At 65.1% G+C, this 20152-nt stretch carries 20 protein-coding genes; 13 read left to right on the top strand and 7 right to left on the bottom strand.

From position 1 onward, the window contains the following. Positions 1 to 70: 70 nt before the first annotated feature. The 4 genes from A3M7_RS0105000 (at position 71) to A3M7_RS50370 (ending at position 6403) form a co-directional block, all read left to right on the top strand. Positions 71 to 2380, top strand: a complete 2310-nt coding sequence (locus A3M7_RS0105000; protein WP_027542934.1) for an NADP-dependent malic enzyme — start codon at positions 71 to 73, stop codon at positions 2378 to 2380. Between the two features lie 339 nt (positions 2381 to 2719). Then, the gene (locus A3M7_RS0104995; protein WP_027542933.1) at positions 2720 to 3172 is read left to right on the top strand and encodes a DoxX family membrane protein; all 453 of its coding nucleotides are present in this window, start codon (positions 2720 to 2722) and stop codon (positions 3170 to 3172) included. Between the two features lie 323 nt (positions 3173 to 3495). Continuing rightward, positions 3496 to 5205 carry an autotransporter-associated beta strand repeat-containing protein gene (locus A3M7_RS50375; RefSeq protein WP_049823221.1) on the top strand — a complete coding sequence of 570 codons (1710 nt, stop codon included), beginning with the start codon at positions 3496 to 3498 and terminating at the stop codon, positions 5203 to 5205. Next, entirely contained in the window at positions 5132 to 6403 is a 1272-nt protein-coding gene (locus tag A3M7_RS50370; protein ID WP_049823220.1) for an autotransporter outer membrane beta-barrel domain-containing protein, read from the top strand. Before A3M7_RS50375 ends, A3M7_RS50370 begins: the two co-directional genes overlap by 74 nt. A 184-nt stretch (positions 6404 to 6587) precedes the next feature. Here A3M7_RS50370 and A3M7_RS0104985 read toward each other — a convergent pair whose 3' ends face one another. The 4 genes from A3M7_RS0104985 to A3M7_RS0104970 form a co-directional block, all read right to left on the bottom strand. Further along, positions 6588 to 7139, bottom strand: a complete 552-nt coding sequence (locus A3M7_RS0104985) for a dihydrofolate reductase (protein ID WP_027542932.1) — start codon at positions 7137 to 7139, stop codon at positions 6588 to 6590. Positions 7140 to 7147: 8 nt separating this feature from the next. Beyond that, the gene (locus tag A3M7_RS0104980) at positions 7148 to 8173 is read right to left on the bottom strand and encodes a polysaccharide deacetylase family protein (protein WP_027542931.1); all 1026 of its coding nucleotides are present in this window, start codon (positions 8171 to 8173) and stop codon (positions 7148 to 7150) included. A gap of 163 nt (positions 8174 to 8336) precedes the next feature. Further along, positions 8337 to 8906 carry a glutathione peroxidase gene (locus tag A3M7_RS0104975; protein ID WP_027542930.1) on the bottom strand — a complete coding sequence of 190 codons (570 nt, stop codon included), beginning with the start codon at positions 8904 to 8906 and terminating at the stop codon, positions 8337 to 8339. A gap of 113 nt (positions 8907 to 9019) precedes the next feature. Next, complete coding sequence (locus A3M7_RS0104970; RefSeq protein WP_027542929.1) at positions 9020 to 10648, bottom strand: L,D-transpeptidase family protein; 1629 nt, start codon at positions 10646 to 10648, stop codon at positions 9020 to 9022. A 208-nt stretch (positions 10649 to 10856) separates the two neighbouring features. Between A3M7_RS0104970 and A3M7_RS0104965 the strand changes: the two genes are divergently transcribed. After that, positions 10857 to 11405: a CreA family protein gene (locus tag A3M7_RS0104965; protein WP_027542928.1), complete on the top strand. Its 549-nt coding sequence runs from the start codon at positions 10857 to 10859 to the stop codon at positions 11403 to 11405. Positions 11406 to 11461: 56 nt separating this feature from the next. On the opposite strand, the gene A3M7_RS0104960 is transcribed toward A3M7_RS0104965, so the two are convergent. Then, positions 11462 to 11671, bottom strand: coding sequence for a hypothetical protein (locus A3M7_RS0104960; protein ID WP_027542927.1), 210 nt, complete (start codon positions 11669 to 11671; stop codon positions 11462 to 11464). A 416-nt stretch (positions 11672 to 12087) separates the two neighbouring features. Here A3M7_RS0104960 and A3M7_RS49520 point away from each other — a divergent pair, with 416 nt between their 5' ends. Next, a complete protein-coding gene (locus A3M7_RS49520) occupies positions 12088 to 12252 on the top strand; it encodes a hypothetical protein (protein ID WP_198033702.1) in 165 nt (54 codons plus the stop codon). Between the two features lie 34 nt (positions 12253 to 12286). Beyond that, complete coding sequence (locus tag A3M7_RS0104950) at positions 12287 to 12649, top strand: hypothetical protein (protein ID WP_027542926.1); 363 nt, start codon at positions 12287 to 12289, stop codon at positions 12647 to 12649. A gap of 12 nt (positions 12650 to 12661) precedes the next feature. On the opposite strand, the gene A3M7_RS0104945 is transcribed toward A3M7_RS0104950, so the two are convergent. Both A3M7_RS0104945 and A3M7_RS0104940 read right to left on the bottom strand, forming a co-directional pair. Further along, positions 12662 to 12907 carry a DUF6719 family protein gene (locus A3M7_RS0104945; protein WP_027542925.1) on the bottom strand — a complete coding sequence of 82 codons (246 nt, stop codon included), beginning with the start codon at positions 12905 to 12907 and terminating at the stop codon, positions 12662 to 12664. 67 nt (positions 12908 to 12974) lie between these two features. Then, positions 12975 to 14444, bottom strand: coding sequence for a PLP-dependent aminotransferase family protein (locus tag A3M7_RS0104940; RefSeq protein ID WP_027542924.1), 1470 nt, complete (start codon positions 14442 to 14444; stop codon positions 12975 to 12977). 76 nt (positions 14445 to 14520) lie between these two features. Here A3M7_RS0104940 and A3M7_RS0104935 point away from each other — a divergent pair, with 76 nt between their 5' ends. The 6 genes from A3M7_RS0104935 to A3M7_RS43710 all read left to right on the top strand — a co-directional run. After that, positions 14521 to 15246 carry a pyridoxamine 5'-phosphate oxidase family protein gene (locus tag A3M7_RS0104935; RefSeq protein WP_027542923.1) on the top strand — a complete coding sequence of 242 codons (726 nt, stop codon included), beginning with the start codon at positions 14521 to 14523 and terminating at the stop codon, positions 15244 to 15246. Between the two features lie 53 nt (positions 15247 to 15299). Beyond that, on the top strand, positions 15300 to 16577 hold the full coding sequence (locus A3M7_RS0104930) for an ArgE/DapE family deacylase (protein WP_027542922.1): 1278 nt from the start codon (positions 15300 to 15302) through the stop codon (positions 16575 to 16577). Positions 16578 to 16968: 391 nt separating this feature from the next. Beyond that, a complete protein-coding gene (locus A3M7_RS0104925; RefSeq protein WP_027542921.1) occupies positions 16969 to 17778 on the top strand; it encodes an alpha/beta hydrolase in 810 nt (269 codons plus the stop codon). Positions 17779 to 17812: 34 nt separating this feature from the next. Next, positions 17813 to 18652, top strand: coding sequence for a tryptophan 2,3-dioxygenase (gene kynA / locus A3M7_RS0104920; RefSeq protein WP_027542920.1), 840 nt, complete (start codon positions 17813 to 17815; stop codon positions 18650 to 18652). Positions 18653 to 18654: 2 nt separating this feature from the next. After that, a complete protein-coding gene (gene kynU / locus A3M7_RS0104915) occupies positions 18655 to 19869 on the top strand; it encodes a kynureninase (RefSeq protein WP_049823219.1) in 1215 nt (404 codons plus the stop codon). A gap of 81 nt (positions 19870 to 19950) precedes the next feature. Continuing rightward, a partial coding sequence (locus A3M7_RS43710; protein ID WP_156936824.1) for a hypothetical protein occupies positions 19951 to 20152 on the top strand: 202 nt, incomplete at its 3' end.

The following is a 20152-nucleotide window of genomic DNA, read 5'->3' as shown; positions in this document are numbered from 1 at the left end:
GAATACCGCAACCCGCGACAGACCGGTCAGGACAACGTAGTTTGAGGCCGGTAACGCGAGGCAAGACCGCATGTCGTCCTATTCTGATGACCTCCACCAGGCGGCGCTCGCCTATCATCGTCTGCCGCGCCCCGGCAAGCTCGAGATCCAGGCGACCAAGCCGCTTGCCAACCAGCGCGACCTCGCGCTTGCCTATTCCCCGGGCGTTGCGGCCGCCTGCACCGAGATCGCCAAGAACCCCGCCGAGGCCGCGACGCTGACCACCCGCGCCAATCTGGTTGCTGTGGTCTCGAACGGCACCGCGGTGCTCGGCCTCGGCAATATCGGCCCGCTGGCCTCCAAGCCCGTGATGGAGGGCAAGGCGGTCCTGTTCAAGAAGTTTGCCGGCATCGACGTGTTCGACATCGAGATCGCCGCCGACACCATCGACCGGGTGGTCGAGACCGTGGCGGCGCTCGAGCCGACTTTCGGTGGCATCAATCTGGAGGACATCCGCGGGCCGGAGTGCTTCGAGATCGAGGCGCGGCTGAAGGAGCGCATGAAGATCCCGGTCTTCCATGACGACCAGCACGGCACCGCCATCATCGTCGCCGCCGCCATTACCAACGGGCTCAGGCTGAACGGCAAGAAGCTGTCGGACGTCAAGATCGTGGCGTCGGGGGCAGGGGCCGCGGCCATCGCGACGCTCAATCTTCTGGTGTCGATGGGCGCGCAGCGCAAGAACATCTGGGTCTGCGACATCGACGGCCTCGTGCATGAGGGCCGCAACACCTCGATGGACCGCTGGAAGGCGGTCTATGCGCAGAAGACCGACAAGCGCACGCTTGCCGACGTCATCGGCGGCGCGGACATCTTCATCGGGCTGTCGGCACCGGGCGTGCTCAAGGCTGAGATGGCCAAGGCGATGGGCGAGAAGCCCCTCATCATGGCGCTCGCCAATCCGACGCCCGAAATCATGCCGGAGGAGGCGCGGAAGGTGCGCCCCGACGCCATGATCTGCACCGGCCGCTCGGACTATCCGAACCAGGTCAACAACGTCCTGTGTTTTCCCTTCATCTTCCGCGGCGCACTCGACGTCGGCGCCAGCGCCATCAACGAGGAGATGAAGCACGCCGCCGTCGAGGCCATCGCGCAGCTCGCCCGCGAGGCGCCGTCGGATGCGGTGGCGCAAGGGGTCGACACCGGCGAGATGGGCGGCTTCGGTCCGGGCTCGCTTATTCCGAGCCCGTTCGATCCACGGCTGATCCTGCGCGTGGCGCCGGCGGTTGCGAAGGCCGCGATGGAGTCGGGCGTCGCGACGCGTCCGATCACCAATTTCGACGAATATGCCGCGCAGCTCATGCGCTTCGCCTTCCGCTCTGGCCTCGTCATGAAGCCGATGTTCGCCAAGGCCAAGACTCAGCCGGTGCGCGTCATCTATGCCGAGGGCGAGGACGAGCGCGTGCTGCGCGCCACGCAGGTGGTGCTTGAGGAGAAGCTGGCGACGCCGATCCTGGTCGGTCGTCCGTCCGTGGTGGAGGCGCGCATCAAGCGCTTCGGCCTGTCGATCAAGGCCGGCAAGGATTTCGACCTCGTCAATCCCGAGGACGATCCGCGCTACCGATCCTACGTGCAGTCCTATGTCGAGGTCGCCGGCCGCCGCGGCGTGACGCCGGATGCGGCGCGCACGGTGGTGCGCACCAACAATACCGTCATCGCCGCGCTCGCGGTGACGCGCGGGGAGGCGGATGCGATGCTCTGCGGCGTCGAGGGCCGCTACATGAGCCATCTGCGCCATGTCCGCGAGATCGTCGGCTTCTCGCCGGGCATCAGCGACTATGCGGCGCTGGCGCTGCTGATCACCAGCAAGGGCGCCTTCTTCATCGCCGACACGCAGGTTCGCCCCAATCCGAGCGCGGAAGAACTCGCCGAGATCGCCTCGCTCGCGGCAGTCCACGTCCAGCGCTTCAACATCAAGCCGAAGATCGCCTTCGTCTCGCATTCCGATTTCGGCAGCTACGACACCGAATCCTCGCGCAAGATGCGGCGGGCGACCCAGCTCCTGAAGGACAAGCATCCGGAGATCGAGGCCGACGGCGAGATGCAGGGCGATACCGCGCTCTCGGCCGCTGCGCGCAGGATGGTGCTGCCGCACTCCAAGCTCGAGGGCGAGGCCAACATCATGATCATGCCGACCCTCGACACCGCCAACGTCGCCTATCAGATGATCAAGTCGCTCGCGGACGCGCTGCCCGTCGGCCCGATCCTGATCGGCCCGGCGCGCCCGGCGCACATCCTCACCCCCTCGGTGACCGCGCGCGGCATCCTCAACATGACCGCAGTCGCCGTCGTGGAAGCGCAGGAGCGCGCGGCGCGGCAGCAGCCGACATTGTTTACATAAGCCTGACGTTCCGCGAACTCGTCATGCCCGGGCTTGTCCCGCCCGCGCGGCCGAAGCCGCTTCGGCGCGGCGAAGGCCCGGGCATCCACGTCCTTTGTACTGCGAGCTAAGTCGTGGATGGCCGGGTCAAGCCCGGCTATGACGTCGAGATCGTTGTGGCCAATCGCGCCGTCCTCGGTTCGATTCCGCCAGGGAGCGCCAACGAATGGCGCGCGGCCAGCTTTGAATTACTCGCAGTTCTCCATTTCCCCGTTTGTAAACCGGCGAACGACTCTTCATAATCGCTCGGGACTTTCGTCCAGGTTCCGATTTTAGAAAGCCTGAGCCAAGAGGCCGATCATGCCAGCGTTCGTGACTTTCGGGCGAATTCTATTTGCCGTGCTGTTCATCTACACGGGCGCCACAAAGCTGTTCGCCATCCAGGCGACCGCCGATTTCATCGCCACCAAGGTCGTGGTGCCTGAAATCATCGCGCCTTACGCCAAGCAGATCGAGACGGCGAGCGCCATGACGACACCGCAACTGCTGGCCATCGCGGTCGGCGCGCTCGAGGTCATCGCCGGCTTGATGATCGCGCTGAACTTCGGCGCGCGGTTCTTTGCCATGCTGCTGATCATCTACGTCGCGGTCGCGACCGTGCTGTTCTACGATTTCTGGAATCTGGCGCCGCCCGACAACGCCAAGATGCTGGTCGACGCGCTGAAGAATCTCTCGATCATCGGGGCGCTCTGCATGATCATCGGCTACGGCCGCACCACGCGCCCGGCCGAGGCGGCGTACGGGGACGTGTAGGGCTTCGCAGGCGGCGCTCGAAGCATCCCGGCCGACCGGGCCATTCTACTTTGCATGGGGGTGTTTTCGATATTTTGTCGAAGCGCGGCCGGGATGGGTTGGGGTCTCCCAGCATGATCCCCTGGAGCGTTGGTGCGGCGCGCCGGGCACGCCGACGAAACAGCCTTCGCCGCCGGGACGGCGCACATGCGGCAAGCGGCGTTCTTGTTCCATGATCCGCTTCCTGTAGATTTGATGTCGGGTTGCTTCCGCGTATGCGATTCGGTTTCCCGATTTTCGATTTGTGTCTGCCATCTTCTGGACTGGGCTAGCGAGGCCCTTGGATGTTGCCTGCTACCCGTTTTTCGAAGCCGCCCGTTTTTGTATCTGTTGGTCTCAGTCTCGCGGGCGCCACGGCCGCGTGGCTCGCGTACAGCGGGGCAGCACTCGCGGCCTGCACGCCGACGACGTCGCCGACTATCCTTCAAGACGCGACGGTCACCTGCTCGGGCTCAACGACCAACCAGAACAGTCCGCAAGGCTACGGCACGGGCTTCGAAACCGGCCTGACCATCAACGTCCAGTCGGGCGCGTCGCTGACTGGCACGAATAACGGCATCTATGCTGCGGGCGCGACCGTCAACAACAGTGGCGCCATTGCGGGGGGAGCAGGCTCGGGCGTCGGCGTCAGTCAGCTCGTCCTGAACAATACCGGCAGCATTTCCGGGCGTTCCGGCGCCACCGGGTTCGACGTCAACGTCACCAATTCCGGCACGATTACCGCGACCGTCAACTACGGCGTCAGCGGATTGACCGCCACCGTCGTCAATATTGGCACCATTCAGGGGCCGAACGGAGTGACGGGCGGCACCGTCTCGGTCGTCAATTCAGGCTCCGTGCTCGCGAGCTTCTATGCGGTGCGCGGCGGCACCGGCGACGCCACGCTGATCAACTCCGGGACGATCCGTGGCGGCGACGGTTCCGTCCAGGCTCTCAACACCGCGACCGTCACCAATTCGGGCACGATCTCGGGCAACAGCAACACGGTGTTTGCCAATATCGTCGATGTCACCAATTCCGGCCTGATCGAGGCGCGAAACGCCGGCGGCTGGGCGCTCGTGGCCAATAGCCAGCTGACCCTCACCAATACCGGCACCGTGGCCGGCGGTCTCCAGGGCGCGCCGCAAGCCAATGTGATCAATTCCGGCACCATCACCGGCAACGTCGCCGGCATCTATGTCGGCATCCTGTCCCTGAACAATTCCGGGATCGTTTCCGGCCACACCGGCATCATCGCGGGAGGTCTCGGCGCGGGATCCGGAACGACCATCGTCAATTCCGGCACCATCACGGGCACGACGGTTGCGATTCAGTTGACCGGCTCCGGAAACACGCTGACGCTCGCGCCCGGTTCGGTGATCTCGGGCACCGTGCAGGGCGGCGGCTCCGACACGTTCCAGCTCGGCGGTGCGGGCGCGGCGACTTTTGACGTCAGTACGTTTGGCGGTGCCGCGCAGTACCAGGGCTTTTCGACCTTCAACAAGGTTGGCACGTCGATCTGGACGCTCACCGGCACCAGCACGTTTGCTGGTCCGATCAACGTCAATGGCGGCACGCTCGCGGTCAATGGCGACCTGTCATCCGTCGGCACCGTCAACGTCAACAATGGCGGCACGCTCTCTGGCGTGGGCACGGTCGTCGACGTCGCGGTCAATGGCGGCGGCACGCTGGCGCCGGGCAACGCTGTCGCGGGAAGCTCGATCAACATCACCGGCAGTCTCGCCTTTGCGTCCGCCGCGATCTACCTGGTGCAAGTCAATGCGTCGGCATCCCTGGCCAATGTCACGGGACTCGCGACACTCGGTGGTGCGACGGTGAATGCAAGTTTCGCGTCGGGTAGCTACGCGCCGAAGCAATACCGAATCCTGCATGCGGGCGGGGGCATGTCCGGCACCACCTTTGCGCCGGGCGTCAACACCAATGTCGCGAAACCAGACGACGCTGACCTACGACGCCAACAACGTCTATCTCAATATTATCGCACTGAACTATAGCGCGTCCGGCGTGCTGAACCGCAACCAGCAAGCGGTTGCCAACGTCTTGACGAATTACTTCAACGCCAATACCGGCCTGCCGGTCGTGCTGGCCCAGCTTTCGCCGGCCGGGCTGACGCAGGCCTCGGGTGAACTCGGCAGCGGTTCGCAGCAGACGACGTTCGCGGCAATGGGCCAGTTCATGGGCCTGATCACGGACCCTTCGATCGGGCGCAGTGGCGGCGCGAGCTCGCCTGCCGGCGCACCCGGCTTTGCCGAGGAGAACGATCAGGCGCGCGCGTACGCTGCGGTTAAGCGGTCGGATGCATTCGCGATGTTCACCAAGGCGTCGCCCCGCGCCGCGCTTGAGCCGGGTTGGAGCGTGTGGACATCCGGCTTCGGCGGGTCGCAAACCACGCGCGGCAACGCCGCCGTCGGGTCGAACGATGCCACCAGCCGCATCTATGGCGCGGCCGTAGGCGCCGACTATCGGGTCTCGCCCGATACGCTTGCGGGCTTCGCGCTTGCCGGCGGCGGCACCAATTTTGGCGTCGACGGTCTCGGCTCCGGCCGCTCCGATCTGTTCCAGGCCGGCGCCTATATGCGCCATACCAGCAATGCGGCCTTTGTCTCGGCCGCGCTCGCCTATGGCTGGCAGCATGTCACGACCGATCGCACGGTCGCAGTCGCCGGCGGCGATCGCCTGCATGCCGTGTTCAACGCCAACGCCTATTCCGGCCGCGTGGAAGGCGGCTATCGCTTCGTCGCGCCATGGATGACTGGCATCGGCGTCACGCCTTATGGCGCCGCCCAGTTCATCACGTTCGATCTGCCGGCCTATGCGGAAACCGTGGGCGCAGGTGCAGGTGCGTTCGCGCTCGCCTATGCGGCCAAAACCGTGACCGATACGCGCAGCGAACTGGGCCTGCGTGCTGACAAATCCTTCGCGATGCCGGATGGTGTGCTGATGCTGCGCGGGCGCTTGGCCTGGGCTCATGACTTCAATCCGGATCGTTCGATCGGCGCGACCTTCCGGACGCTGCCCGGCGCAAGCTTCGTCGTGAACGGTGCGGCGCAGGCCTCCGACTCCGCGCTGATGACGGCGTCGGCCGAGACGAAATGGCTGAATGGCTGGTCGGCAACGGTAACGATCGAGAGCGAGTTCTCCAGCGCCACGCGCGCTTTTGCAGGGAAGGGCGTGCTGCGCCACGTGTGGTAGGAGGTCGAGGACGTTGGTCCGGCTGACGTCGGCGCAGCCGCCTGCCAGCTTCGAAGCTCGGACCATCGCTTCTTTTGAGGCGGCCCGATTGGAAGTGCGGCAGGGGCCGCTGGCCATTTCAATCGGACTGGCGCTCCTGCCATGCGTCGTTGCGCGTGACGTCAGTCAGTTCTGCGCCCTCGACCTACGTTCGCCGCCACGGCGTCACCGTGACGTCATGCGCTGCGTCGAGCAGGAACGGCGCGCCCGGCTTCATCCCGTGTGACGCCAGCACCTCGTGCGGCGTCCGCTCCGGCACGCCGACAAAACAGCCTTCGCCGCCGGGCAGGCGCAGATGCGGGGCCTCCGACAGCCAGAACGTGTCGTAACGGTCCATGAACATGTCGAACACGACGGGACCGCCGATGATCGCGACCATGCCGGAGGCGACATCGGCGAAGGCGCAGGCCTCTTCGAAGCTCGCGTGATCCGGATTCCACAATGTCGCGTTCGGCATCTCCGGATCGACGGTGAGCGCCTTGATCTTGCGGGTCGTGATCAGCCGCTTGCGCTTCGGAGAGTTTGGCTGCTGCTCGTGCGAGTGCCGGCCGTGCACGATCAGCGCGGCGCGATCGAGCGCCTGCTCGAAGAACAGCTTGTCGCCTTCGAACTTCAGGGTGTCAGGCATGACATGGCTCGCGTCGGCGAGCATGCCGTCCGCGGAGACGATGACGTAGCCTTCGATGCGGAAGGACAAGGGCGCGGCTATTCGGAGACCGTCGTCACCACGCTGTTGACCGGCCGGTTGCTGACCGTCGGCAGCTTGATGTCCTTGAGCAGCTCCTGGTCGTACTCCGGCAGCGTCGACGCCGGGAACTTGGAGCGCATCGCCACCACCTTGTAGCCGCCTGCCTTCAGGCGCTTGAGGAGCTCGGGCAGGGCTTCTGCCGTATGCTTCTGGAAGTCGTGCATCAGGACGATGCCCTTGCCCTTGCCGTCGAGCTTCTTCATCACGGTCTCGACCACCTTCTCGGGCTTGGAGGCCTTGAAGTCGAAGGAGTCGATGTCGCAGGAGAAGATCGCCGTGTTGCGGTTGCCGAGATAGGTGACCATCTCCGGCGGATGCTGGAGCGCCGGGAAGCGGAAGAACGGCGAGGGCGAGATGCCGCCGAGCGCCCACTTCACCGCCGAAAGGCCCTTCTCGATTTCTTCCTTGCGCTGCGCTTCCGTGAGCTTCTTGTTGTTGAGATTGGCGTGCGACCAGGTGTGGGTGCCCACGGTGTGGCCGGCCGCGTAGACCTGCTTGAGGATCTCCGGCTCATAGGTCGCGTGCTTGCCGATCGAGAAGAAGATGCCGGTGGTGCATTCATCGGCGAGCGCCTTCAGCACGGCGGGCGTGTTCTTCGGCCAGGGGCCGTCGTCGAAGGTCAACACCACCTCCTTGTCGCGCAGGAAGTCGAGCTCCTTGAAGTGCTCGAAGCCGAAGCCTGGCCCGCCTGTCGTGTCGATCTCGACGGTGCGGGCGACCCCGAGCGCGCCGGGTGTGTTGCAGGCCGCGCGCGCGGGCTGCGGTGCCTGTTTGGGCGGCGGCGGATTGACGAAGCCCGCTGGCGCAGCCGCTGCGGGAGCGGGGGCCGGTGTTGCGGCGGCGGGCGCTGCGGCGGCCGGCGTCGCCGCCGGTGCGGCACCCGTTGCGGCTGCGGGCTTCGCGGTCGGGGTCTGCGACCATGCCGCGCCGGTCATGCCTAAAGACATCGCGCTTGCCAAAATCAGTCCTGCCGCCACACGCATGGTGTTGTCCTCGAGATTGATCCCGTTGTTCCGCCGTGGCTTTTCGCCTCCGGCAAAACCATCCTGCCCCAAACGATCCTAGCCTAGATGGTGGGCCCTCGCCATTGCAACGGCTGTTTGGCATCCCGCCACAATTGTGCCCAACCGGATGGGGCGCGTTGCGTCAACTGTCGGCCAGTGCCTTGGCAACCGCCGTCTTGATCCGCGTATCGGTCGGCTCGATGGCGGAGGCAAACACCTCGGCGATATAGCCGTCACGCCCGATCAGGTATTTGTGGAAGTTCCAGCGCGGAACATCCTTCGGCCGCGCGTCGGCCGCCCATTTGTAGAACGGATGCGCCTTGGCGCCGACCACCGCGACCTTGGCCGCGATCGGGAAGGTAACGCCGTATTGGTGGTGCGCGGTTTCCGTGATCTCGCTCGTTCCGCCTGGCTCCTGGCCGCCGAAATCATTGGAGGGCACGCCGATCACGGTGAGTCCGCGCTCGCGAAACTCGTTCCAGAGCTCTTGCAGGCCTGCATATTGCGGAGTGTAGCCGCAGAGCGAGGCGGTGTTGACCACCAGCAGAGGCTTGCCGGTGAAAGCGGCGAGGCGGATGTTGTCGCCGGACAATGCTGGGAAGGAGAAGGCGTAGGCCGAGATCCGGCTCATGCCGACATCGGCGAATGCGCGCGTCACCGGCGCGACGGCGCCTGCAAGCGCTGCGATGAGCATGGTCCTGCGGTTCATCATGACGGCATCCCCCCGAAATGATCCGGGCCGCATGTTACTCCGCCGCTGCGATCGGCCTCGTCAACACCGCGTTATCTTGACGCGAATCGGCAGCCACTTCGCTCGAAAGCGCCCTAGTACAGGCGGACGATGAAATCGGTGCCTTCGCCGGTCTCGCCCTGGTTAATGCCCTGGTCGGAGACGATGATCGAGCCGCCAGAGGTCAGCATCTCGTTGATCTTCGCGATTGTGTCGGCGGGGATCGCGATGCGGTCGAGCGCCTCGGCCGGGCTGTCCGGCGTGATCGCCGGCTTTGCGGCGACGGGAATCACGGCGGCGCCACGCTGGCGGCGCGTCACGCGGCTGTCATCCTCGCGCGCGGCGGAGCGAGCGGAGACGGGCAGCGAAATCACCGACCAATGCAGTGCATTGGCGTCGGTCTTGTCGACTTCGGCGGTGAAGACATGCGTGCCGAGCGGCCGGTCGCTGGCGGCGATCGTGACCGGCACCTCGAACAGCGGCGCGAAGTTCTGCCGCACGTAGAGCTTGGAATCCTTGCGGCTGACGAAGACCGCGATCTGGCCGGCCCGCTTGGGCGCCTCCGGCTTCGCCGCCGGCATGGGATCGGCAGCGCGGCTCTCGTCCTTTTTGGCGTCCGCGGGTGCCGCAGCCGTCACGGCGGCGTCAGGCTTCTTTGCAGTGCCGGCCGCTTCAGTCTTGGCAGGCTCCGCAGTCTTGGCGGGCTCCGCCTTTGCGGGCTCGGACTTCGGCGCATCTGCCGGTTCGGTCTTGGCGGTGCCGACCTTGTCGGCGGGCTTTTCGTCGGTCGCGGTTGTCGCCTTGGCCGCGTCAGACGCTTCGGCGGTTTTCGTCTCGGGCAGGGCAGGCGCTTCAACCTTGTCGGCCGATGCGGCCGCTTCCTCGCGGGCCGGCGCGTTGCCCGTCGTGATATCCGACATCACGGTGTGGCCGACCGACGAGCGCAGCTCGAGCACGCTGTCGGCGCTGGCGGTCCTGGTCTCGAGCGGTTTGGCTTCGGTGACCTTGGCTTGTGCCGCGCCCTTGTCGGCCTTGTCGGCGGTATTGGTCTGAGGCTCGACGCTGGCCGCAGGCTGCGGCGGCACGCGCACTGAGGCGAGCAGAGGATGCGAGAAGTTTTGTGGTGACATCTGGCCGGGCGTGACGATCACGCGCGCGCCCATCTTGGTCCAATTCCACATCTTCACCGCGAACGCCATCGGCATTCGGATGCAGCCATGCGAGGCCGGATAACCCGGCAGCACGCCGGCATGCATGGCGACGCCGGACCAGGTGATCCGCTGCATGAACGGCATCGGCGCGCCGCTATAGATGTTGGAGTGGTGGAATTTGTGCTTCTGGATGACGCTGAACACGCCCATCGGCGTCGAATGGCCCTTCATGCCTGTCGACACCGGGGATTCCGCGAACACGCCGTTGGTGTCGTAGATCGTCACCTTCTGCCGGTCGATCGAGACGACGATGACGAGCGGCCCTTGCGGCTTGGTGCCGACTTCCTTCTCGGCAACCCCGTTCTTGCCGGCCGCGCCGCGCTTCTGCGGCTTCTGGCGTACGACTTCGGGATGCCGATCCTGCCGGGAGACGTAGGACCCGTCGGAATAATCCGTCCAGTAGTAAAACGCTGCTTCCGCCTGGCTTGCCGTACCGATTGCGCCCGCCGCCGTCAAAATGGCGACCTGCCACAGCCGCTTTGCAGCAGAACCGGACCCGTTCACGCTATTCATCCTCGAATCCATAATCCAAATCAGACATTAGTCTCGCAGAGGGGATACGCGTTCACCAGCAAGGCAGTTCTGCCATCAGCTACATTTGTCCAAGACGTAGCAAAAAAGCCTCACGGAGCGGTAAACGGCGGCCGCGGCGGCTTGTCCGTCGCCTTCCTGTCCGGCCGTCGCATCCCTACATTGCAGGCACTCGTTACCGGAGAACTTCATGTCATCTCGTTTCCCCGGTCTTTCCGGCATCCGCTTGAAAGGCCTTGCTTTATTCCTCCTGGCTCTGGTCATGCCGATGGCTTCCGCCCTGGCTGCCGACGAGCCGGATCTGATCTTCCGCCGCTCGACCGTCTTCAAATGGGTCAGCCCGAACGACAAGCTCGCGACCTACGGCCTCGACGATCCCGAGGTGGAAGGCGTCGCCTGTCATTTCACCGTGCCGGAGAAGGGTGGTTTCAAGGGCTGGCTCGGCCTTGCCGAGGAGGTCTCGGACATCTCGCTCGCCTGCCGCCAGGTCGGTCCGATCAAGTTCAAGAACAAGATGGAGCAAGGCGACGACATGTTCCGCCAGCGCCGTTCGCTGTTCTTCAAGAAGATGCAGATCGTGCGCGGCTGTGACTCCAAGCGCAACGTCCTGGTCTACATGGTCTATTCGGACAAGCTGATCGAGGGGTCGCCGAAGAACTCGACCTCGACCGTGCCGATCATGCCGTGGGGACCGGCGGACGCCAACGTCCAGAAGTGCGGCGAGTTCTTCACTCAGTGACGCCGTGTGCGTTCACTCAGTGACGCCGTTGCGTTCGCCGGGTGACGTGTTTGCGTTCACTCGGTGACGGCAGCGCGGCTGACGCGCGGTTTTGCGAGATGCGAGCCGGTGAGCCGCACGAACATCTGCGGCGCGGCATCAAAGCCGCGGCTCGATTGCAGCGCCATTTCGCCCGGCGAGGTGGCGAGGCTGCGAACAGCTCGTTGATCTCCGCGGTCCGTCCACTGGTCCGCCTCGCGCGTCGTTGCGCGATCTTGCGCCATCATGATGGCCATCCCTCACGTGATCGCGCCCGGTGATCCGGGCGTCTCGGTTTCGATGGCTTGGGTCGCAGCCGAAGCGCCCCCGGTTCGACAGGGCCCAACCTTCGTTTGGCTTCTCTTCAGCAGAAAAACGTAAAACGCGTGTGAAGCGCGCAAGGCGCGCGCATGACGGCCGCCATGCCCTAGGCATATCCGCGCTGGAACAAGGACTTGCCGGGTTCCCTTGAGCTGCGGTGCAACCTGACTGAAATGATTGGCATTTTCCGAGAATTGTTTCGTCGCGTCGGACCGGACGAAACAATTCTCACGGAGATGAAACCATTTTCTGTCTTTGGCGCATCACGCGCGAAACCACCCATGGTTATCAGCTTCACAACGACGACGGCGAAGCGCCGGCGGCGGAATTGAGGGACAAGACCATGCGCGCACTCAGCTTTATCCTTGCTTTCGGTTTCGTCCTCGCCGGTTCCTCGTTCGCGGGCGCGCCCGACGGCAATCTGCCCGGTATCGGCACGTTCCAGTACAGCGGCTCGCCGGTCATCGTCCCGGCGCCGCAGCCGATCGTGGTCGCCGCGCGCTTCTGATCGCCAACAAGAAAATCAGCCGGCAAAGGCCATCATGCTCGTTCGTTTCTGCGCCGCAGTGTTCATTTCCCTCGTGACCATCACGTCCGTACAGGCGCAGGTGCGCGCGCCCTCCAGGATCCCCGACCCTCGCGGCGAATTCGTCCGTCAGTGCGCGCCGCGCATGCAGGGTCGCTGGGAACATCCGGAGGAAGTTTGCGGCTGTCTGCATGACCATGCCGCCGCCGTCGTCGAGGACCGCGATCTGCGCGAGGCGCTGCTGCGGGGCATCAGCGAAACCGGCGTGCCGACCATCGAGACCGATTGGGTGCCGACGTCCAAGCAGGGCGAGATCGGCCCGACCTTCACCAAGATCGCCAAGCCCACCTTGCAGTGCATGTTCGATCCGGCGAAGTAGCCTCTCAGGTCATCATTTCGTTTTTGGACCGTGCCGCGGCACGCAGGAACTCGTGCGCGAGATTCCCTTGTCGGTCATCTTCGCGCCGCGCACCTCCTTGACCTGTCCGGCCGGGCAGGTTCCGTCATCCACCAGCACACGCTGGCCCAATTTGAGATCCACGACGTCCTGCTCGCGCCCGACGGTGCCTGCGCGTGCCGTCGAGGCGAGCGCTGTGGCGATCAGGAGCGAGAGGCAGGCTGCGCGGCGGAGTGACATGATGAGGGCTCCCGGAATCAATGCCGCAATGTAGGGATCGGTCGGCGATTCTGACAGCGAAGCTTCGTCACGCTCGCCGCGCCGATCTGCCGTTCACGCGCAACGCCGCTCGCGATTCCCGCGCGAGCCGTTCCGCGGATGCCACGAGCTTCGGAACTGCGTGCCCCGAAAATCCGAGCACGAAGCCGGGCATCGGGCGTGCGCGCGAATAGGTGTCGGCCAACAGCCAGCCTTCCGTGCCGGCCGCCTGCTTCGCCTCTGCCGCGACCGACAGATCGACCGATGGATCGAACCTTGCGACAAGATGCAGGCCCTGCGACGGCACCGGCACGGACAGCACACCGTCGGACCTGGCTTCCAGCGTCTCGGCCAGCGCGTCGCGTGCCTCGCGATAGAGCTTTCGCACCCGCTTCAGGTTTGCGGCAAAGGCGCCGGAGTTGAGCATGTCGGCCACAGCGCCCTCCATCAGAGTGCCGGGAAAGCGGTCGAGCGCGGCGCGCGCGGCCGTCACGTCAGCGATCAGGCGCTCGGGCAGGGCGCAATAGCCGATGCGCAGGCCCGGAAACAGCGTCTTGGCAAACGTGCCCATGTAGATCACGCGCTGGAGATGATCGATGCCGGCCAGTGACATCAGCGGCGCGCCGTCATAGCGGAACTCGCTGTCGTAATCGTCCTCCAACACGAAGGCGCCGGCCTGCCTGGCCCAGTCGAGCAGCTCGAGCCGCCGCGGCATCGACATCTGCACGCCCAGCGGAAACTGGTGCGACGGCGTCACATAGGCCGCGCGCGCGGACGGCGCCGCCATGCGGCCCTTGGCGATACGCATCCCGTGCGCGTCGACGGGCACGGCCACGGTGCGATAGCCGCAATGCGCGATGGTCTTGCGTGCGGTGGGATATCCCGGGTCCTCGCACCAGACCTGGTCACCCGCCTTCAGGATCGCGCTCAGCACGATGCGCAGCGCGTGCAGCGTGCCTGACGTCAACATGATCTGGTCGGGGTCGCAGCGCAGGCCGCGCGCCGACAGCAGATGATCGGCAATCGCCGCACGCAGTTCGCGGCTGCCGCGCGGATCGCCATAGTGCAGATGCTCTGCCCCGAACGCGCGCATGCGCCGGCCGACAAAGGCGCGGAAGCGCTGCACGGCGCGCTCGTCGATATGGGTGCAGCCAAGCGCGAACGCGCCTTGCTGCGGCGCTTCGACAGTCGCCTTCGGCTTCTTCGGCTCGGCCGCGCGAGACGGGATGCGTGCGGCGACGAAGGTGCCGGAGCCGACGGTGGCTTCCGCAAAGCCGTCGGCGATCAGGCGTTCATAGGCGGTGACGACGGCGTTGCGGCGGAAGCCCGTTTGCCGCGCCAGCGTCCGCGAGGGCGGCAGCGGCTCGCCGGGCTTGACGAGGCCTGAGACGATCATCTCGCACAGTGCCTGGTACAGCCGGTGCGCCGCGGACGCGCCGGCCGTGATGTGCGCCCCGGTGAGGTCGAGCGGCAATTCGGTCTTGGCGGGCGAGAGGGAATTGGTTGGAATTTTTTGCATGGAATTGGCACTATCGCAGACCAAATCGGCCGCTACAACTGCTCTGGAATTGTTCCAATCCGCAACAGGAGCGGCCGTGAGCCAGACCGAGACTTCCAATTCGTATCCGACGTCAGCGCGCAACCAGGTGAAGCGCCGTCACGACAGGGGCTTCTACGATCACGACACGGTTCATCGCATCCTGGATTCCTCGATGCTCTGCCACGTCTCCTACGCGATCGACGGGCAGCCCTATTGCACGCCGACCTTCTTCTGGCGCGAGGGGACGAAGCTCTACTGGCACGGCTCGAGCGCCAGCCGCATGCTGCGCAATCAGACCAGGGGCGAGCGCGTCTGCCTCACGGTCGCCCATCTCGACAGCCTCGTGCTGGCGCGCTGCGGCTTCAATCATTCCGCCGATTATCGCGCGGTGATGGCGTTCGGCACGGCCTATCTCGTCACCGACCCCGAGGAGAAGGAGCGGGCGGTGATCGCCATGGTCGACCGCTTTTTCCCGGACCGCACCGCCAGCCTGCGGGCGAGCAACACGCAGGAGATCAAGGCGACCTCCTTCATCGCCATGGAGATCGAGGAGGCCTCGGCCAAGATCCGCGCCAAGGGCGTTGCCGACGACGACGAGGACTATGCGTTGCCGATCTACGCCGAGCGCATTCCCGTGCGCACCGTGCTCGGCGCGCCGGAGCCGTGCCCGCGCCTGCTCGACGGCGTGACGCGCCCTGCCACGCTCAATGGCTATTCCGAAGGCCGCCTGCTCGAAGATGCATTGCGGGATGCTTATTTTGTGGAGTACCCGAACGGCTGAAATCGGCTAGCTTGCGCGCTCCTTGGGACCATTCGAATGCCTGGAGTTGCCTGATGAATGCCGAAACGCAGCAGAGGATTCTTGACGCCGTCGATGCCGGCTTCGAAGCCCAGCTTGCGACCACCCGCGATTTCGTCGCGATCCCCTCGACCCGCGGGGCCGAGGGGCCGTGCCAGGACATGATCGGCGACCTCCTGCGCGCGCGCGGCTACGAGGTCGACGACTGGCACATCAATGTCGACGATTTGAAGGATCTGCGCGGCTTCGGTCCGATCGAGCATGATTTCTCCAAGGCGCGCTCGGTGGTGGGCACCTACCGTCCGCAAACCAATGGCGGCAAATCGCTGATCCTCCAGGGCCACTGCGACGTGGTGCCGGCGGGTCCGCTGGAATTGTGGGACACGCCGCCATTCTCGCCCGTCATCAAGGACGGCAAGATGTTCGGCCGCGGTGCCTGCGACATGAAGTCGGGCACGATCGGCGCACTCTATGCGCTGGATGCGATCAAGGCCGCGGGCCTCAAGCCGACGGGGCGGATTCACTTCCAGTCCGTCATCGAGGAGGAGAGCACAGGCGTCGGCGCGCTCTCGACGCTCCAGCGCGGCTATCGCGCGGACGCCTGCTTCATCCCGGAGCCGACCGGCGGCAAGATGGTGCGCTCGCAGGTCGGCGTGATCTGGTTTCGCCTGCGCGTGAAGGGCCATCCGACCCATGTCGCGTTCGCCGGCTCCGGCTCCAACGCGATCATGGCGGCCTATCATCTCGTCCATGCCCTGCAAAAGCTCGAGATCGAATGGAACGAGCGGGCGAAGGCCGATCGCCATTTCAATACGCTCAACCATCCCATCAACTTTAACCCCGGCATCATCAAGGGCGGCGATTGGGCCTCGAGCGTGCCGGCCTGGTGCGATGTCGACTGCCGCATCGCGATCCTGCCGGGCTGGTCGGTGGCCGATCACCAGAAGGAGATCTTGGCCTGCGTCACTGCTGCCTCGCGCAACCACCGCTTCCTGGCCAACAACCCGCCGGAGGTCGAATGGTCCGGCTTCCTGTCGGAAGGCTATGAGCTGACCGACGCGGCGGCGCCCGAGGCCGCATTCGGCAAGGCCTTCAACAAGGTCTATGGCGGCGCGGTCGAGGACCTCGTCTTCACCGCGCTCACCGACACCCGCTTCTACGGCCTTAACCACGGCATCCCGAGCCTCTGCTTCGGCGCCAGCGGCGGCGAGATGCACGGCTTCAACGAATATGTCGATCTGGGCTCGCTGAAGAAGACGACCAAGGCGATGGCGCTGTTCATCGCGGAGTGGTGCGGGGTGGAGAAGGCGTAGTCTCTCGACCGTCATTGCGAGGAGCTCTTGCGACGAAGCAATCCAGACTGCCCCCGCGGAAAGATTCTGGATTGCTTCGCTGCGCTCGCCATGACGGCGTGTGCTGCCAGACCCTCATCCTGAAGAGCGCGGAACGGGCGTCTCGAAGGATGAAGGACCGGCCGGTGGCCTCGCCCTTCGAGACGCCGCTTCGCGGCTCCTCAGGGTGAGGGGAGATATATTGCCGGTTCGTGCGACTGCTGCCCAATCCACCGGCGCTCCGAAATACTTTAAGCTTAAAATAAAGACTAGGATGCGGCCGTTCCCGGTGGCAGACTGGCGCCTGATTTGTCCGCTGCACCCGAAGGGCGAAGGCGGATCGCAAGGCCTTGAGTCCGCCGAGGGAGTAACGATGCGCGATTGGGATGACGCTTACGCCAATTCGGCCCATATCCCGGGCTCGGACAAGATGCCGGCGCAGTGGGCGGAGCGGGCGGCAGCCTACCGCGCCGGACTGAAGGATTTTCGCGCCGACATTGCCTATGGCACCGGTGAACGCCAGCGCTTCGACCTGGTCCTGCCCGACGGCGACAGCAAGGGGCTCGTCGTCTTCGTCCATGGCGGCTACTGGATGCGCTTCGACAAGTCGACCTGGACCGATCTTGCCGAAGGCGCGCGGCACCATGGCTGGACCGTGGCGCTGCCGAGCTACACGCTGACGCCGGCTGCACGCATCTCCGACATCACCGCCGAAATCACCGCCGCGATCGCGAAAGCGGCCTCGCTTGTCGCGGGTCCGATCCACCTCGCCGGCCACTCGGCCGGCGGCCATCTCGTCACGCGCATGCTGTGCGATGACAGCCGGCTGGAGCCCGCCGTCTACAGCCGCATTGCCGGCACGCTCTCGATCAGCGGCCTGCACGACCTGCGTCCGCTGCTCAAGACGAAGATGAACGAGACGCTGGGCATGACCATGGAGGAAGCGACGCTCGAAAGCGCGGCGCTGCATTTGCCGCGTGGGCATTCGCCCGTGACCGCCTGGGTCGGCGGCGGCGAGCGGCCCGAATTCATCCGCCAGTCCGACCTGCTGGCCAATGTCTGGACCGGCTTCGACGTGCCGACGCGCCTCGTCGTCGAGCCGGCGCTGAACCATTTCACCGTGATCGACGGGCTCAAGGATCCGTCGTCGCAGATCACCGCGCGCCTGATCGGCCTCGACTGAGCAGGCCGGGTATGATCGATCGAGAGGGCCAGCCATGACGTCCAGCGATTACGATCCTGCAAGCGAAGGCGCCGAGACCGATTTCGCCCGGCGCATGTCCTATGGCGATTATCTGGCGCTGGATGCGATCCTCGGCGCGCAGCATCCGCTGTCGGAGGCGCATGACGAGATGCTGTTCATCATCCAGCATCAGACCACCGAGCTGTGGATGCGGCTCGCCATCCACGAACTCAGCGCCGCGCGCCGTGCCATCGCCCGGGACGAGGTGCAGCCCGCGATGAAGATGCTGGCGCGGATGTCGCGCATCTTCGAGCAGCTCAACGGCGCCTGGGACGTGCTGCGCACCATGACGCCGAGCGAATATACGCGCTTTCGCTCGCAGCTCGGGCAGTCCTCGGGCTTCCAGTCGCGCCAGTATCGGCTGATCGAATATCTGCTCGGCAATCGCAACCACGCCATGCTGAAGCCGCACGCGCACGATGTCGAGACGACGAAGCTGCTCGAAGCCGAGCTCGCGACGCCGAGCCTCTATGACGAGGTGCTGCGTCTCGCCGACCGCAACGGGCTCAAGATGCCGGCCGCGGTGCTATCGCGCGATGTCCACGAGACCCACAGCTTCAACGAAGGCGTGCTGCAGGCCTGGCGTATCGTCTACCAGGCGCCGGAGACGCACTGGATGCTCTACGAGCTCGCCGAGAAGCTGGTCGACTTCGAGGACTATTTCCGGCGCTGGCGCTTCAACCACGTGACGACGGTCGAGCGGGTCATCGGCTTCAAGCGCGGCACCGGCGGCACCGGCGGCGTCAGCTATCTCAAGCGTATGCTGGAGATCGAGCTGTTCCCCGAACTCTGGCGCGTCCGTACCATTCTCTAGAGATGTCCATGACCAAGTCGAAGCTTCGCGTCTATGACGACACCAAGGCGCTGTTCCATCTGCCTGACGGCGTGATCTACCTCGACGGCAATTCACTCGGCGCGCTGCCGCTGGGCGTTGCCGAGCGCGTCAACCGCGTCATCACCACCGAGTGGGGCAATGAGCTGATCCGTGCCTGGAACAGCGAGGGCTGGTATGCCCAGCCGCGCCATGTCGGCGATCGCATCGCCCGGCTGATCGGCGCGGACGCAGGCTCGGTGATGGTCGGAGACACGCTGTCGCTCAAGGTCTACCAGGCGCTCGCCGCTGCGCTCGACATGAACGCATCGCGCAAGGTCGTCCTGTCAGACACCGGCAATTTCCCGACCGACCTCTACATGGCCGAAGGCTTGATCGCGACGCTCGGGCGCGGGCATCAATTGCGCCTGGTCGCGCCGGAGGAGATCGAGGCTGCGTTGTCGGAGGAGATCGCGGTCCTCTACATCACGGAGGTCGATTACCGCACCGGTCGCCGCCACGACATGGCGAAGCTGACGGAAAAAGCCCATGCGCTCGGCATCGTCACGGTCTGGGATCTTGCCCATTCGGCCGGCGCGCTGCCGGTCGATCTCGCCGGCTCAGGTGCCGATTTCGCCGCGGGATGCACCTACAAATACATCAACGCCGGTCCCGGCGCGCCGGCCTTCCTCTACGTCGCGCCGCGCCACGCCGACAGTGCGCGCGCCGCGTTGTCGGGCTGGATGGGTCACGCAAAGCCGTTCGCGTTTGAACTCGCCTATGTCGCCGCCGGCGGCATCGAGCGCATGCGCGTCGGCACCCCGCCGGTGCTGGCGATGGCAGCGCTCGAGGCTTCGCTCGACATCTGGGACCGCGTCGATATCGCCGAGGTCCGCGCGCGCTCGCTGGCGCTCGGCGATCTCCTGATCGCCGAAGTCGAGCGCCGCTGCCCGTCCTTAGAGCTGGTGACCCCGCGTGCGCATGAGCGCCGCGGCTCGCAAGTTTCCTTCGCCTTCGATGGCGGCTACGCCGCCATGCAGGCCCTGATCGCCCGCGGCGTCATCGGCGATTTCCGCGCCCCCGACATCATGCGCTTCGGCCTCACACCGCTGTATATCGGCGAGGCCGAGGTGATGAGGGCGGCCGAGATCATCGAGGAGGTGATCGCAGGCGAGGTGTGGCGGCGGCCGGAATATCAGGTCGTGAATGCGGTGACGTGAGAAAGGGTGTCTGGCTCGACGTCATTGCTGTGCATGTTCACTAATTCGCTGATTGGATCGCTCCGCTGGAGGACGGATCCGATGCGCGACAATAGCTACGACCGGACGATTGAGCGCAACTATCTGCAGAAGTGGCGTTTTCTGATTCCGGAGTATGAGGCGGTGAAGGCTGGGCGATCGCCGCTGTTCAAGCGGGTTGGCGACTTCTACCGGCACCACGGGACCTGCTCGCAGACGTTCCGCAAGTATTACAATCGGTATCTGCGGAGTGGCGAGGAAGTGG

It is taken from the genome of Bradyrhizobium sp. WSM2254 (assembly GCF_000472645.1).
In the GTDB taxonomy this organism is placed as follows: domain Bacteria; phylum Pseudomonadota; class Alphaproteobacteria; order Rhizobiales; family Xanthobacteraceae; genus Bradyrhizobium; species Bradyrhizobium niftali.
Note: the sequence above shows the minus strand (reverse complement) of the source record. Positions and strands in the feature narration are given on the sequence as shown.

What these genes read in the sequence shown, in the direction of transcription:
- A3M7_RS0105000 (WP_027542934.1), top strand. Translation starts at nt 71, where the DNA reads ATGTCGTCCTATTCTGATGACCTCCACCAGGCGGCGCTCGCCTATCAT.
- A3M7_RS0104995 (WP_027542933.1), top strand. Translation starts at nt 2,720, where the DNA reads ATGCCAGCGTTCGTGACTTTCGGGCGAATTCTATTTGCCGTGCTGTTC.
- A3M7_RS50375 (WP_049823221.1), top strand. Translation starts at nt 3,496, where the DNA reads ATGTTGCCTGCTACCCGTTTTTCGAAGCCGCCCGTTTTTGTATCTGTT.
- A3M7_RS50370 (WP_049823220.1), top strand. Translation starts at nt 5,132, where the DNA reads ATGTCGCGAAACCAGACGACGCTGACCTACGACGCCAACAACGTCTAT.
- A3M7_RS0104980 (WP_027542931.1), bottom strand. Translation starts at nt 8,173, where the DNA reads ATGCGTGTGGCGGCAGGACTGATTTTGGCAAGCGCGATGTCTTTAGGC.
- A3M7_RS0104975 (WP_027542930.1), bottom strand. Translation starts at nt 8,906, where the DNA reads ATGATGAACCGCAGGACCATGCTCATCGCAGCGCTTGCAGGCGCCGTC.
- A3M7_RS0104970 (WP_027542929.1), bottom strand. Translation starts at nt 10,648, where the DNA reads ATGAATAGCGTGAACGGGTCCGGTTCTGCTGCAAAGCGGCTGTGGCAG.
- A3M7_RS0104965 (WP_027542928.1), top strand. Translation starts at nt 10,857, where the DNA reads ATGTCATCTCGTTTCCCCGGTCTTTCCGGCATCCGCTTGAAAGGCCTT.
- A3M7_RS0104960 (WP_027542927.1), bottom strand. Translation starts at nt 11,671, where the DNA reads ATGATGGCGCAAGATCGCGCAACGACGCGCGAGGCGGACCAGTGGACG.
- A3M7_RS49520 (WP_198033702.1), top strand. Translation starts at nt 12,088, where the DNA reads ATGCGCGCACTCAGCTTTATCCTTGCTTTCGGTTTCGTCCTCGCCGGT.
- A3M7_RS0104950 (WP_027542926.1), top strand. Translation starts at nt 12,287, where the DNA reads ATGCTCGTTCGTTTCTGCGCCGCAGTGTTCATTTCCCTCGTGACCATC.
- A3M7_RS0104945 (WP_027542925.1), bottom strand. Translation starts at nt 12,907, where the DNA reads ATGTCACTCCGCCGCGCAGCCTGCCTCTCGCTCCTGATCGCCACAGCG.
- A3M7_RS0104940 (WP_027542924.1), bottom strand. Translation starts at nt 14,444, where the DNA reads ATGCAAAAAATTCCAACCAATTCCCTCTCGCCCGCCAAGACCGAATTG.
- A3M7_RS0104930 (WP_027542922.1), top strand. Translation starts at nt 15,300, where the DNA reads ATGAATGCCGAAACGCAGCAGAGGATTCTTGACGCCGTCGATGCCGGC.
- A3M7_RS0104925 (WP_027542921.1), top strand. Translation starts at nt 16,969, where the DNA reads ATGCGCGATTGGGATGACGCTTACGCCAATTCGGCCCATATCCCGGGC.
- kynA (WP_027542920.1), top strand. Translation starts at nt 17,813, where the DNA reads ATGACGTCCAGCGATTACGATCCTGCAAGCGAAGGCGCCGAGACCGAT.
- kynU (WP_049823219.1), top strand. Translation starts at nt 18,655, where the DNA reads ATGTCCATGACCAAGTCGAAGCTTCGCGTCTATGACGACACCAAGGCG.